This window comes from Geomonas oryzae (assembly GCF_004117875.1).
Taxonomy (GTDB): domain Bacteria; phylum Desulfobacterota; class Desulfuromonadia; order Geobacterales; family Geobacteraceae; genus Geomonas; species Geomonas oryzae.
In genome coordinates this window covers 334,478-347,113 of record NZ_RAHW01000004.1, presented here as the reverse complement: position 1 = coordinate 347,113, position 12,636 = coordinate 334,478, and the positions used below count along the sequence as shown (strand labels likewise).

Below are 12,636 nucleotides of genomic sequence, written 5' to 3'. Positions count from 1 at the left end.
CTGTCGGGGTATACGTGAGAATGCCCGCCTAAACTAGCAGATAGGGCTCGTGAGTGTCAATTAAAATGCCCCAAAGGGGTCTTAATTGTAAGTGTGCCGTCGGCCATGCAGATCGCGATTATCGTACCGTCCTGGTCGGTGCGGTAAACGCGGATACCCTGCCGTTGCAGCCTGAGAAGGGTCGCCGGCGCCGGGAGTCTGAAGGTGTTCCGGTATCCGGCGGAGATGACCGCAGCGGCCGGTCTTGCTGCGGCGAGAAAGGAATCGGTCGAAGAATACCTGCTGCCGTGGTGCGCCACCTTGAGCAGGGAACAGGGCTCCACCGCATGGCGCGCCAGGAGTTCGCGCTCCGCGTCGGCACCGATGTCCCCGGTGAAAAGGACGGAACTTAGGCCATAAGAGAGGCGAAAGACGAGGGATGCTTCGTTCGCGTCGGTGTGACTCTCGCCGCCATCGGCTAAGGGCCAAAGGGGCTGTAACGAGGCGCCGCCGAGCTGAAGCGGCGCTTTTTCCGCTTCCAGGGGCCTGACCGGCACGCCGCGCGCGGTCAGGATCCATTTCAATTGCTGCGCGTCCGGTGACCTGAAGAGCAGCGGGCTTGCAAGGAATTGACCGACCTCGAAGTACGCCGCAAGATGCGCCACGCCCTGCAGGTGGTCGGGATGCTCGTGGGAAAGCACCAGGTAGTCGATGCGCCGAACGGAAAGCGCCCTCAGGGCCGGCACGAGTACCCGCGGGCCGACACGCGCCTCGGTGTCGGTCGCGTTGCCGCCGCCGTCAACGAGCATCCACTGCCCCGCGGGAAGATGCACGAGGGCGGCGTCCCCTTGCCCGACGCTCAGGAAGTAGATGCGCATGGCGCTTTCCGGGGCGCTCGACGCGGGTACTGCGCGCAGGATCAGGGCGAAGAGCAATAGAGTTGCGGCGGCCGTCCGCTGCGGACGGGCGTGGACAAAGGTGATCACGAAGAGCGCGAGGCACGCAAGGAGCAGGTCGAGCCGTCCGGGGGCATATCCCTCGAAGACCGGTGCCCGGGAAAGACAGACAACGATCCGGTCCGCCCAGCGCACAAGCAGCGCGGCAAGGTGCAGCAACAGACGAGCCGGCGCATCACCCACCCCGCTCGCGGCAAGGCCCAACAGACCGAAGACCACGGCACCGTACCCCATGAGCGGCACCACGAGAAGGTTCGCCACAAGTCCGATGAGTGACACGCGCCGGAAGTAGTACGCGACGTGAACGAAGGTGGCGAGGATGGCAGCCGCGGATGCGGCAAAAAGGAGCAGCGTCCAGCGCAACGCCCTTCCCTTCGCGGCAACCAGTCCGGAGAGTGGCGGAGCGAGGACGGCCAAGCCCCAGATAGCGAGAAAAGAGAGCTGAAAGGAGACGTCGAAGAGGGTCTCGGGAGCGGTGAAAAGGATGGCGCAGGCAGCGAGCATGATGGTGTTCACCGGATCAAGTTCCCGCTTCAGGTGCAGTGCGGCAACCGCGGCGAAGATCATCAGCACGCTGCGCTGCGTGGCGGGCGCGGCGCCGGAGAGAAAAAGATAAAAGAGCACGACGGGGAGCGACGTGAACAAAACGGTCTGGCGCAACCTCACATGGAGAGCGAGCCACTCCGAACGACGCGCAAGAAAGTAGAGTCCGTTGAACAGGGTCAGGAACAGGACCCCGACATGGAAGCCGGATATGGAGAGGATGTGGTTCACGCCGCTACGCGAAAACGATTCCTGCAACGGCTCGGACAGGTCCCCCCTGTCGCCCAGCAGCAACGCCTTCAGGACGCCCCCCTCGGGTCCCGGTTCCGCGGACATGATGAAGTCACCGAGCCGGTCGGCAAGGAGGTCGATGCCGTGCCGCCACCCGGTTCCCGCGCGCAGGAGCACCATGTCATCGGCTTCCCTCACGAAACCGGTTTCGAAGACCCCCAGGTAGGCGAGCCGCCGCGCGTAGTCGATCTCGCCGGGCACCCCGAGGCTGCGCGGCTTTCTGAGGCGGGTGGAAAGGCGGACCCGGTCTCCGGTGAAAAATTTCGGTCGTCCCGATTTCACGTAAACCAGCAGACGCCCACTCGCGGCGTACTCGCGGTCGTCGTCCCCGATCCTGTCCACGCTTAAGTAGATCCTGCTTCCACCCGAAGTCGCTCCTTCGACACGCGCATCTACGCACCCGTCCACCACTACCGGACGATCCCGGATGAAGGCGGCAAGCTCGTCGGCCGGTCGCAGAAAGGGTTTCATGGAAAGGACGCCCCAGACCATGAAGAAGGCGGCAATGGATAGAGCGAAAGGGAAACGGGATCTGACGAAGCAGGCGGCGAAGGTTACGGCGAGCAGGGCCACGGCAGGCCAGGACGGGATGGCGATATCGAGAAGGTCCGCCAGAACGAGCCCGGCGACCAATGAGCTAAGAGGCACCAGCAGCGGTCTCTCCAGGTGACACCTCCTTGGGAACATCTACGCTGCGCCCAATAATAATTAAATTCAACAAATGTTATAACATCCCCCCTCCCCTGCACAACGGCATCTGCTCAGCAAGTTCACTCTGTTCACAGTTCGACACTCCGCGCAAGCAGCTGAAATCACGAGCCTTAACCTGATCACAGGCAAAACCTTGTGCAGCTTTGGTACAGCGGGCCTGATTCTGTCAGCAGGGCAGACGCACCAAGACTTACAATATTTCGTCACCATATCAAACACTTACACAACCAGTTGAGAGCTGTGCGATTTTGGTACGCCAGTTGAAAAGTAAGTAGAAAAACGGCAACAAGGGGGGACATCATGGCATACAGAGATCGCAGCACGAGCGACAGGTCCGGCTCCTACGCATATACCATCATGGAAGTTCGTTTGAGGAAGAAGGGTGCTCCGGAAGGAACCGAGGACGATATCCGCCTCATGACCGTGGACAGCCACTGGGACACGCTGCGCTTCGTGCAGGACAACATGGATCAGTGTGTAGGCAACGTGGTGCGCCTCAAGCGGACCGAAACGAAGCGCGAACAGGGCATGAATGAAAGCGCAGCACTGTTCCAGAAGAACCTCGAGCCGCTCGTCTCCACCCTGACGGCGAACCAGGGACAAGGGGTGATGGACAAGCTCTCCATCTCGCTGAAGAAGGCCCTCTTGCTCATGGTAATGGAGCGTTACCGGAGCGACCGCGACAAGGCATGCAGGGTGCTCGGCATCTCACAGGAGAAGCTGGAGAGCGAGCTGAAACTCTGCGGCGTCGCCGCTAGATAGACAATCTCCTAGTAGTACTCCTCCTGATACGAAGGGATCTCCGCACACCAGCGGGGGTCCCTTTTTGCTTCTGCGAGGGCGGCGTCGACGGTGTCGATGAGGCGCAGCCGGTCTTTCGGATAGCTCCCGGCAAGCTCGAGGAAGTTGGAGACATGGTTCGAGCGGAGGATGGTTCCCTGCGGCTCCAGCCGTTCGAGAAGAACCCGGGTTTCGAGCAGAATCTCGCCGTGACTCAAGGGCTCGATGAGTTTCAGGAAGTCGTCGTTGTGACGCTGGAACATGGTGAGGAGCGAGAAGTACTCGGGTGAAAGAGCGGTGATCCATTGTGCCGTCGCCGCCGCGTGTTCCGCGCTGCGCTTCTTACCGGCAAGACCCAGGATGGCGGTCACCGACAGTTTCATCCCGGCGGCCATCGCCTTGCGGCACTGCTCCAGCATCGCTTCCGGGGTGAAACCCTTGTCGACCAGGCGCAGCGTTTCGGCGTCGCCGCTTTCCAGGCCGAAGTAGAGGATGCGGAGCTTCTTCGCCCGCAGCACCTGCAACTGTTCCTGAATCTTGCCGTTCAGGCTGTTCGGTGAAGCGTAGGCGCCGACACGGGTGAGGGACGGGAAGATTTCGTTCAGCTCGTCCAGGATCCGCTCAAGACCTTCCTGCGGGTAGATCAGCGCATCCCCGTCGGCGAGGAATACGCGCCGGACGGCGCCACGGTAACGGGGCGGGATGGAGCGGATCTCCGCGACGATCTCGTCGAGAGGACGCACCTGGAAGCGTTTCATCTTGTACATGCCGCAGAACTTGCAGCGGTTCTGGGAACAGCCGATGGTGATCTGGAAGATGAGGCTCCGAGCCTCGGAGGGCGGCCGAAAGAGGGGCTCGTCGTAATGGAAGAAGTACATGGCTGCTCCGCCTGAAGGATGAGGTACCCGGCACCGACCGGCCGCGTGACACTTTAACGGATAACGGCTGGGGGATTCCAGCAAAAAAGGGTCGTCTGCATCATTCAGATCTCGCACAGTCCCTCTCCCTCCGGGAGAGGGTGCCCGAAGGGCGGGTGAGGGCCTTGCCGCGCAGTGAGGGGATTGCCGCGGCCGACGCCCTCACCCTGGCCCTCTCCCGGGGGGAGAGGGAAGTGGACTTGAGGGCGGAAAGTCATCCAGCAGGAATAAAAAAGGGGGGCGACTTGCGTCGCCCCCCTTCCCTTTTTCCAATATGAAACCGAACGTGATCTAGGCGAGACGGTCGGCGTACATCGGGAAGCGCTTCATCAGCGCGTTCACCTGGGTCTTCACCGCGGCGAGCTTCGCCTCGTCACCCACGTTGCCAAGGACCTCGGCGATGAAACCTGCCACCTGCTCCATCTCGGCTTCTTTCAGGCCGTGGCTCGTGGCCGCCGGGGTGCCGATACGGATGCCGGAGGTGATGAACGGCGAACGGGTGTCGAAGGGGATGCCGTTCTTGTTCACGGTGATGCCGGCGCGGTCGAGCGCCTCCTCGGCAACCTTGCCGGTCAGCTCGGTCTGGGAGAGATCGACCAGCATGAGGTGGTTGTCGGTACCGCCGGAGGTGAGCTTGAAGCCGCGGCTCATGAGGCCTGCGGCGAGCGCCTGGGCGTTCTTCACGATCTGCTGCTGGTACTGCTTGAACTCGGGGGTGAGCGCCTCTTTGAAGGCGACCGCCTTGGCGGCGATCACGTGCATGAGCGGGCCGCCCTGGATCCCCGGGAAGATGTTGGAGTTCAGGGTCTTCGCCCAGTCCTCGCGGCACATGATCATGCCGCCGCGCGGTCCCCTGAGGGTCTTGTGGGTGGTGGTGGTCACGAACTCGGCGTAGGGAACCGGGCTCGGGTGGAGACCCGCGGCGACCAGACCCGCGATGTGGGCCATGTCGACCATGACCACGGCGCCCACCTTGTCGGCGATGCGGCGGAAGGCCTCGAAGTCGATGATGCGCGGGTAGGCGGAGGCGCCCACGACGATCATCTTCGGCTTGTGCTCGATGGCCAAGCGCTCGCACTCTTCATAGTCGATGGTCTGGGTCTCCTGGGAGACGCCGTAGGGGACGATGTTGAAGAGCTTGCCGGAGAAGTTGACCGGGGAGCCGTGGGTCAAGTGCCCGCCGTGCGCCAGGTTCATGCCGAGCACGGTGTCGCCCGGCTTCAGCACGGAGAAGTAGACCGCCATGTTGGCCTGGGAACCGGAGTGCGGCTGGACGTTGACGTGGTCCGCTCCGAAGAGCTCCTTGGCGCGCTCGATGGCGAGGTTCTCGACCTTGTCCACTTCGTGGCAGCCGCCGTAGTAACGCTTGCCGGGATACCCTTCGGCGTACTTGTTGGTGAGGACCGAGCCCTGCGCCTCGAGCACCGCCTGGGAGACGAAGTTCTCCGAGGCGATCAGTTCGAGGTTGTACTCCTGGCGCTCCGTCTCGTGCTTGATGACTTCCGCCACTGCCGGGTCGAATGTTTCCAGTACTGACATGTCTGATCTCTCCTAAAAAGTGCTGGTGAAATGAGAAAACGGGACTCTGGGAGTCCCGTTCTTTGCTTCAGAATCGTTTGTCTTTCCAGTGCCACCTTGCCGAAACACGCTTTGTGGGAGAAAGGATTATCCCTTCAGTTCGCGCTCCAGTTCGGTGATCTTGTCCAGACGTTTCTGGTGCCTGCCTGCAGCGTACTCGGTATCGAGCCAGGCAGTCACCATCTCGCGCGCCTTCTCGACTTCCAGGACACGGCCGCCGAGCACCAGGATGTTGGCGTTGTTGTGCTCCTTGGCCATGGTTGCCATGAAGACGTCGGTGGCAAGTGCCGCGCGGATGCCGGGGAACTTGTTGGCGACGATGGACATCCCGATGCCGGTGCCGCAGACGAGGATCCCCTTCTCGGCGCTCCCCTCGGAGACGCGGCGCGCCACGGCCTCCCCGAAATCGGGGTAGTCGACGGAGTCGCCGTTGTGGGTCCCCAGGTCTTCGCAGGGAAGCCCGCGCTCTTCGAGAAGTTTCTTTATCTCGTTCTTCAGATCGAGGCCGCCGTGATCGCTTCCAAGAACTATCATCCGTTAGACCCTCTTGAAAAGAAGCGAGGCGTTGGTGCCGCCGAAGCCGAAGGAGTTGCTCATCGCGTACTCGACCTTCGCGTCGCGCGCGGTGTTCGGCACGTAGTCGAGATCGCACTCGGGGTCCGGGTCGTTGTAGTTGATGGTCGGAGGTACCACGGAGTTCTTCATCGCCAGGAGCGAGAAGACCGCCTCGACGCCGCCGGCCGCACCGAGCAGGTGGCCGGTCATGGACTTCGTGGAGGAGACCATCAGCTTGTAGGCATGGTCGCCGAACACGGTCTTGATGGCTGTCGTCTCGCCGACGTCACCGTACGGGGTCGAGGTGCCGTGGGCGTTGATGTAGTCCACCTGCTCCGGGTTGATGCCGGCGGTACGCAGCGCCATCTTCATGCAGCGCGCAGCACCTTCACCGCCCGGGGCGGGAGAGGTCAGGTGATAGGCGTCGCCGGAGAGGCCGTAACCCACTATCTCACCGTAGATCTTGGCGCCGCGCGCCTTGGCAGCCTCGTACTCCTCGAGCACCACGATACCGGAACCTTCGGAGAGGATGAAGCCGTCCCTCCCCTTGTCGAACGGACGCGATGCGCCCGCCGGGTTCTCGTTGTTCGTGGAAAGCGCCTTCATCACGGAGAAGCCGCCGATCCCGAGCGGGGTCACGGTCGACTCGGTGCCGCCGGCGATCATGGCGTCGGCGTCGCCGCGCTGGATCATGTGGTAGGCGTCACCGATGGAATGGGTGCCGGTAGCGCAGGCCGAAACGGAGGAAACGTTCGGGCCTTTAGCACCGTACTTGATGGAGATGTGCCCCGGAGCGAGGTTTATGATCAGCATCGGGATGAAGAAGGGCGATACCTTCTTGTAGCCACCCTCCAGCAGTGCGCTGTGGTAACGCTCGATGGCGGGAAGCCCGCCAAGACCTGCGCCCACCAGGACACCAACGCGCTCGGCGTTCTCCTCGGTGATCTGCAGACCGGAGTCTTCCATGGCGAAATGGGCCGCGGCCAGCGCGTACTGGATGAAGAGATCCATCTTCTTGATCTCTTTCTTGTCGATGAAATCTTCGGCGACGAAGTCCTTGACCTCGCCAGCGATCCTCACCGGCAGGTCGGAGGCGTCAAAACGGGTGATGGGAGCGATGCCGGACGTGCCGGCCACAAGGGCGTCCCAGTTCTTGCCGTTTCCGGTCCCCAGCGGGGAGACCACGCCTACCCCCGTGACAACAACTCTTCTCATACTCTGAACTCTCCTTGGATGCTTTTAGGCTCACGCCTGCCCGGAGGCGGCATGAAAAAGGGGAAGCATAACTCCCCCCTCTCTACTAGGTGTGATCAGTGATGTAGTCGATTGCGTCCTGGACCGACTGGATCTTCTCGGCGTCCTCGTCGGAGATTTCGATTTCGAACTCTTCCTCAAGGGCCATAACCAGTTCTACGGTGTCCAGGGAGTCGGCGCCCAGGTCGTCCATGAAGGAGGACTCGTTGGTCACCTGAGCCTCGTCAACACCAAGCTGCTCAGCGACTATCTCTTTAATGCGTTTCTCGATCGAAGCCATTCAATTACCTCCATTTGATTGTAACGTCAGACGTTTTTAGTTTTGCTTTGTCGAAAGACTGCTATTTCATAGCATGAAAAGCAGAATTTGCAAAAGGTATTTTTGGCGCTGAAAGTAAAAAAGAACGCCGTTTGCGACATCACATGTACATGCCGCCGTTCACCGAAAGTACGTGTCCGGTGACGTATGCCGCGGCGTCGGAAACGAGGAACAGTACCGCCCCCGCTATGTCATCGGAACTGCCGAGCCTTCCCATCGGGATCTGCTCCTGGAGCGCTTCCCTGGTCTTCTCGGAGAGCTCCGCGGTCATGTCGGTCTCGATGAAGCCGGGGGTGACCGCGTTCACGGTGACGTTTCTCCTGGCGAGTTCCTTCGCCACCGACTTGGTGAGGCCGATCATGCCGGCCTTGGAGGCGCAGTAGTTGGCCTGGCCGGGGTTGCCCATCTCGCCGACCACGGAAGAGACGTTGACGATCCTGCCGTAGCGCGCCTTGGACATGAGCTTCGCGGCCTCGCGGGTGCAGTTGAAGCAACCCTTCAGGTTCACGTCGAGCACCGCATCCCAGTCCTCTTCCTTCATCCTTAGGAGCAGCCCGTCCTTGGTGATGCCTGCGTTGTTGACCAGGATGTCGACCTTGCCGAAGGCCTCGACGGCCTGCTTGAAGAGCCCCTCGACCTCGGCGACCACGGAGACGTCCACCTTGACGGCGAGTGCCTTGCCGCCTGCGGCGACGATCTCTTCTGCGGTCTTGGCGGCACCCGCTTCGCTGGTCGCGGTGACGACCACGGCGGCCCCTTGTGCGGCGAGTTTCATGGCGATGGCGCGGCCGATGCCGCGGGAGGCGCCGGTTACCACTGCTACCTGTCCGTTAAGACTCATTACGCCACCTCCGCAATAGCTTTCACCCCGGCTGCATCCTGCACGTTGGTGCAGGCGGCTTCCTTGTCGATCCTCTTCACGAGACCTGCGAGCACCTTGCCCGGACCGATCTCGACGAAGTTGGTGACGCCGGCGGCGACGATGTTCTGGATGATCTGTTCCCAAAGAACCGGTGCGCAGACCTGCTCGACGAGGAGCGGTTTGACGCGTGCAGCGTCGGCGTTCGGTTTCGCTTCGACGTTGCTCACCACCGGGGCGGTCATGGTGCCGACGGTTACCCCCTCGAGGGTCTGGGCCAGACGGTCCGCGGCGGGCTTCATCAGGGCGCAGTGGAAGGGGGCGGATACCGGAAGGAGCATGGCCTTCCTGAAACCCCTCGCCTTGGCGATGTCGATGGCGCGGTTCACGGCGCCGGTGTGCCCTGCGACCACGATCTGGCCGGGGGAGTTGAAGTTGGCCGGGGAAACGACCTCGCCCTGCGCCGCCTCGGCGCAGATCTCTTTGAGGACGTCGGCCTCGGCACCGAGGATCGCGGCCATGGCGCCTACGCCGATGGGCACCGCGTCCTGCATGTAGCTGCCGCGGGCGCGCACGGTCCTGAGCGCATCGGCGAAGTCGAGCGCGCCGGAAGCGACCAGTGCGGAATACTCGCCCAGCGAGTGGCCGGCCAGGAAGGAAGGCGTCAGCGAGGACTCTTCCCTCAGCACCCTGAGCGCCGCGACGCTTGCCGCCAGGATGGCGGGCTGGGTGTTGGCGGTGAGCTTCAGCTCCTCCTCGGGCCCTTCGAAGCAGAGCTTGGAGAGGGAGAAGCCGAGCGCGTCGTCGGCCTCCTCGAAGGTGACCCGGGCGGTCTTGAAGTTATCGGCCAGGTCCTTTCCCATCCCGGCGTGCTGGGAGCCCTGCCCCGGGAAGATGAATGCATAGGATTGCATAGATGACCTCTTTTCTTTTTAGTGGGAGCCGGGCATCCGGCACGAGCTCGGCTGCGCCGTGCCCCTCACCCCTGCCCCTCTCCCGAAGGGCGAGGGGGTATGGGTGTTACCACCTTATGAGCGCGGAGCCCCAGGTGAGACCGCCGCCGAAGGCGTCAAGCAGCAGCAAGTCCCCTTCTTTGAGTCGGCCGGCACGCGCCGCCTCGTCGAGCGCGATGGGGATGGACGCTGCGGAGGTGTTGCCGTAGCGGTCCAGGTTCACGAATACGCGCTCGCCGGTGATGCCTAAGCGCTTGCCGACGGAGTCGACGATCCTCTGGTTCGCCTGGTGCGGGATGAAGAGCGTTACGTCGTCGGGGGTGAAACCGTTGGCCTCCAGGGCTTCCTGGGCGACCTCGCCCATGGCGCGTACTGCGAGCTTGAACACCTCGTTCCCCTGCATGGTCAGGTAGACCAGCTTGTCGTCCACGTTCTGGTGCGTGGCCGGTTTGCGGCTCCCGGGGCCCTTCTGGTAGAGGATCTCCCAGTAGTTGCCGTCGGAGTGCATGTGCGTGGAGAGGACGCCGTGGTCACCCTCCTGGGCCTCGAGCACCACCGCGCCGGCACCGTCACCGAAGAGCAGGCAGGTGTTGCGGTCGGACCAGTCGACGATGCGGGAAAGGACCTCGGCGCCGATCACGAGCGCCTTTTTCACCTGGCCGGAGCGGATGAACTTGTCGGCGGTGGAGAGGGCGTAGATGAAACCGGAGCAGGCGGCGGAGAGGTCGAAGCAGAAGGCGTTGGTGGCCTTGATGGCTTGCTGCACGATGCAGGCGGTGGCGGGGAACGGGAAGTCGGGGGTGAGTGTTCCGACGACGATGAGGTCGATCTCCTCGGCCTTAACCCCGGCGGCGGCAAGCGCCTTCTCCGCGGCCGCGACGGCGAAGGTCGAGGTGTACTCCCCCTCCGCGGCGATGCGGCGTTCCCGGATACCGGTCCTGGTGACGATCCACTCGTCGCTGGTGTCCATCATTTTTTCGAGATCGAAGTTGGTCAGCACTTTCTCCGGAACGGCGGAGCCGGTTCCGGTGATTCTTGCTCTAATCATGAAGCTACCCTTTCTGTTGCGGCGTCCGGGTTCTGGGCGCCGGCTCGCTCGCGCGGCTCACCGGGGAAGCTCTCGTTGAGCTTTTCCGCCATGCGGCTGTTGACCCCTTTGAGCGCGTATTCATGGGCAAAGCGGATCGCGTTCTTGATCGCTTTGGTATTCGAACCGCCGTGGCAGATCATCCCCACGCCGTTGATCCCAAGCAGAGGCGCCCCGCCATACTCGGCATAGTCTACGGTTTTCTTGAAGTTCTTGAACGCCTTGCGGCTCAGGAAGTAGCCGATCTGGGACAGAAGGCTCGCCTTGATCTCGGCCTTCAGCATCTTGCCCACGGCCTCGGCCAACCCCTCGGAAAGCTTCAAGGCCACGTTGCCGACGAAACCGTCGCAGACCACGACGTCGACGGAGCCGTTGAAGATGTCCCGGCCTTCCACGTAACCTATGTAGTTGATGGGCTTTTCGCGCAGAAGTGCGCTGGTTTCGCGGGTGAGCTCGTTCCCCTTGCTGTCCTCCTCACCGTTGGAGAGAAGACCGACGCGGGGTTTGTCGACGCCCATGACGAATCTGGCGTACACCTCGCCCATGACGGCGAACTGAACCAGATGGATCGGCTTGCAGTCGACGTTGCCGCCGACGTCGAGAACGAGGGTTTTACCGGTTACGGTGGGGAAGAGTTGGGCGATCGCGGCGCGATCGATCCCCTTCATCCGCTTCAGCACGAACATGCCGGCCGCCATGGTGGCGCCGGAGTTGCCGGCGCTGACGACGGCCACCGCCTCGCCACCTTTTACGAGCTCGAAGGCGACGCGGATGGAGGAATCCTTCTTCTTGCGTACCGCGTCGGAAGCGGAGTCGTGCATGCCCACCACTTCCGAGGCATGCCACACTTCGATATCCAGCCCTTTGCAGTCATGGCGGGCCAGTTCGGCCTGCACCTTTTCGACATCGCCGACCAGAGTGACCGGGATGCCGAACTCTCTGGCAGCAGCTACTGCACCTTCAACTTCAACATGAGGGGCGTTGTCGCCCCCCATTACATCGACAGCAACTCTCATATTTCCCCTAGGGAGCGGATTTCGAACAGTCACGGCTGTGAAATCGAAATCCTAGAGCTCTTCAGCCTTCAGCACCTGGCGTCCCTTGTAAGTACCGCAGGACGGGCAGACGCAATGCGGCAGCTTCGGAGCCTTGCACTGGGGGCAGGTCGAGACGGTGGGAGCGGTAAGGAAGTCGTGTGCACGCCTCATGTTCTTGCGCGACTTGGAGGTTTTCTTCTTAGGTACAGCCATGGTGTTCTCCTTTTTACTTTTCTATCTTGATCTTCTTCAGGGCGGCCATTTTCAGATTTATCCCGCCGCGATCGCAGCCGCACTCTCCGGCGTTCAGGTCAGAACCGCACTCGGGGCAGAGCCCTTTGCACGATTCGCTGCATAGTGGCTTGTACGGCACCTCAAGCATCACCTGTTCGGCGATCTCGGGGTCCATGTCGATCTCGTCACCCCTGTAGGTGGCGGAGATCAGCTCCTCGTCGGAGAGTTCGACTTCATCCTCGGCACTCTCCTCCTCACCCTCGGTGTAGAAGATGGTGAAGTCCGAGGTGATCGGGAAGTCATACTCCGCGAGGCAGCGGGAGCAGGTGAGGCGGGCTGCGCTCTCAACGTGCCCGGTCGCCCGCACATGGTCGTATTCCCATACTGCGGTGACCTTGGTGCTGACCGGGGCGGTGAAGGTACACTCGCCGGCCGCTTCCATTTGCACCAGCACCGGGAAGTGCGAAGCCGGCTCCACCTCAGAGAGGTCGAGCTGCTTCTTTTTCACCTTCTCTATCTCTATCTTCAAAGGAAGCTCTCCCTCATTTTCAAAGTTTCTCAGTATAGAGATGGCGGTTTTTTT

At 61.9% G+C, this 12,636-nt stretch carries 13 protein-coding genes; 1 reads left to right on the top strand and 12 read right to left on the bottom strand.

Annotation, left to right across the window (positions count from 1 at the left end; genetic code table 11):
• Positions 1-56 precede the first annotated feature (56 nt).
• Positions 57-2,417: a DNA internalization-related competence protein ComEC/Rec2 gene (locus tag D6Z24_RS12300; RefSeq protein ID WP_129126886.1), complete on the bottom strand. Its 2,361-nt coding sequence runs from the start codon at positions 2,415-2,417 to the stop codon at positions 57-59.
• 363 nt (positions 2,418-2,780) lie between these two features.
• Between D6Z24_RS12300 and D6Z24_RS12295 the strand changes: the two genes are divergently transcribed.
• On the top strand, positions 2,781-3,242 hold the full coding sequence (locus D6Z24_RS12295; RefSeq protein ID WP_129126885.1) for a hypothetical protein: 462 nt from the start codon (positions 2,781-2,783) through the stop codon (positions 3,240-3,242).
• An 8-nt stretch (positions 3,243-3,250) separates the two neighbouring features.
• Here the strand turns inward: D6Z24_RS12295 and D6Z24_RS12290 are convergent, their stop codons facing one another.
• The 11 genes from D6Z24_RS12290 to D6Z24_RS12240 all read right to left on the bottom strand — a co-directional run bounded on the left by D6Z24_RS12290 (position 3,251) and on the right by D6Z24_RS12240 (position 12,582).
• Entirely contained in the window at positions 3,251-4,138 is an 888-nt protein-coding gene (locus D6Z24_RS12290; protein WP_129126884.1) for a radical SAM protein, read from the bottom strand.
• Positions 4,139-4,468: 330 nt separating this feature from the next.
• Positions 4,469-5,716, bottom strand: a complete 1,248-nt coding sequence (glyA, locus tag D6Z24_RS12285; protein WP_129126883.1) for a serine hydroxymethyltransferase — start codon at positions 5,714-5,716, stop codon at positions 4,469-4,471.
• A 126-nt stretch (positions 5,717-5,842) separates the two neighbouring features.
• A complete protein-coding gene (gene rpiB / locus D6Z24_RS12280; RefSeq protein ID WP_129126882.1) occupies positions 5,843-6,289 on the bottom strand; it encodes a ribose 5-phosphate isomerase B in 447 nt (148 codons plus the stop codon).
• Positions 6,290-6,292: 3 nt separating this feature from the next.
• Positions 6,293-7,525, bottom strand: a complete 1,233-nt coding sequence (gene fabF / locus D6Z24_RS12275) for a beta-ketoacyl-ACP synthase II (protein WP_129126881.1) — start codon at positions 7,523-7,525, stop codon at positions 6,293-6,295.
• A gap of 85 nt (positions 7,526-7,610) precedes the next feature.
• On the bottom strand, positions 7,611-7,844 hold the full coding sequence (acpP, locus tag D6Z24_RS12270) for an acyl carrier protein (RefSeq protein WP_012531540.1): 234 nt from the start codon (positions 7,842-7,844) through the stop codon (positions 7,611-7,613).
• Between the two features lie 139 nt (positions 7,845-7,983).
• Entirely contained in the window at positions 7,984-8,724 is a 741-nt protein-coding gene (gene fabG / locus D6Z24_RS12265; RefSeq protein WP_129126880.1) for a 3-oxoacyl-[acyl-carrier-protein] reductase, read from the bottom strand.
• Positions 8,724-9,656, bottom strand: a complete 933-nt coding sequence (fabD, locus tag D6Z24_RS12260) for an ACP S-malonyltransferase (RefSeq protein WP_129126879.1) — start codon at positions 9,654-9,656, stop codon at positions 8,724-8,726. The genes fabG and fabD overlap by 1 nt, the downstream gene beginning before the upstream one ends.
• Positions 9,657-9,762: 106 nt before the next feature.
• Positions 9,763-10,743, bottom strand: a complete 981-nt coding sequence (locus D6Z24_RS12255; RefSeq protein WP_129126878.1) for a beta-ketoacyl-ACP synthase III — start codon at positions 10,741-10,743, stop codon at positions 9,763-9,765.
• Positions 10,740-11,798, bottom strand: a complete 1,059-nt coding sequence (gene plsX / locus D6Z24_RS12250) for a phosphate acyltransferase PlsX (protein WP_129126877.1) — start codon at positions 11,796-11,798, stop codon at positions 10,740-10,742. The genes D6Z24_RS12255 and plsX overlap by 4 nt, the downstream gene beginning before the upstream one ends.
• Positions 11,799-11,849: 51 nt before the next feature.
• Complete coding sequence (gene rpmF / locus D6Z24_RS12245; RefSeq protein WP_015721360.1) at positions 11,850-12,032, bottom strand: 50S ribosomal protein L32; 183 nt, start codon at positions 12,030-12,032, stop codon at positions 11,850-11,852.
• Between the two features lie 13 nt (positions 12,033-12,045).
• Positions 12,046-12,582: a YceD family protein gene (locus D6Z24_RS12240; RefSeq protein WP_129126876.1), complete on the bottom strand. Its 537-nt coding sequence runs from the start codon at positions 12,580-12,582 to the stop codon at positions 12,046-12,048.
• Positions 12,583-12,636 lie beyond the last annotated feature (54 nt).

What these genes read in the sequence shown, in the direction of transcription:
- D6Z24_RS12295 (WP_129126885.1), top strand. Translation starts at nt 2,781, where the DNA reads ATGGCATACAGAGATCGCAGCACGAGCGACAGGTCCGGCTCCTACGCA.
- D6Z24_RS12290 (WP_129126884.1), bottom strand. Translation starts at nt 4,138, where the DNA reads ATGTACTTCTTCCATTACGACGAGCCCCTCTTTCGGCCGCCCTCCGAG.
- glyA (WP_129126883.1), bottom strand. Translation starts at nt 5,716, where the DNA reads ATGTCAGTACTGGAAACATTCGACCCGGCAGTGGCGGAAGTCATCAAG.
- rpiB (WP_129126882.1), bottom strand. Translation starts at nt 6,289, where the DNA reads ATGATAGTTCTTGGAAGCGATCACGGCGGCCTCGATCTGAAGAACGAG.
- fabF (WP_129126881.1), bottom strand. Translation starts at nt 7,525, where the DNA reads ATGAGAAGAGTTGTTGTCACGGGGGTAGGCGTGGTCTCCCCGCTGGGG.
- acpP (WP_012531540.1), bottom strand. Translation starts at nt 7,844, where the DNA reads ATGGCTTCGATCGAGAAACGCATTAAAGAGATAGTCGCTGAGCAGCTT.
- fabG (WP_129126880.1), bottom strand. Translation starts at nt 8,724, where the DNA reads ATGAGTCTTAACGGACAGGTAGCAGTGGTAACCGGCGCCTCCCGCGGC.
- fabD (WP_129126879.1), bottom strand. Translation starts at nt 9,656, where the DNA reads ATGCAATCCTATGCATTCATCTTCCCGGGGCAGGGCTCCCAGCACGCC.
- D6Z24_RS12255 (WP_129126878.1), bottom strand. Translation starts at nt 10,743, where the DNA reads ATGATTAGAGCAAGAATCACCGGAACCGGCTCCGCCGTTCCGGAGAAA.
- plsX (WP_129126877.1), bottom strand. Translation starts at nt 11,798, where the DNA reads ATGAGAGTTGCTGTCGATGTAATGGGGGGCGACAACGCCCCTCATGTT.
- rpmF (WP_015721360.1), bottom strand. Translation starts at nt 12,032, where the DNA reads ATGGCTGTACCTAAGAAGAAAACCTCCAAGTCGCGCAAGAACATGAGG.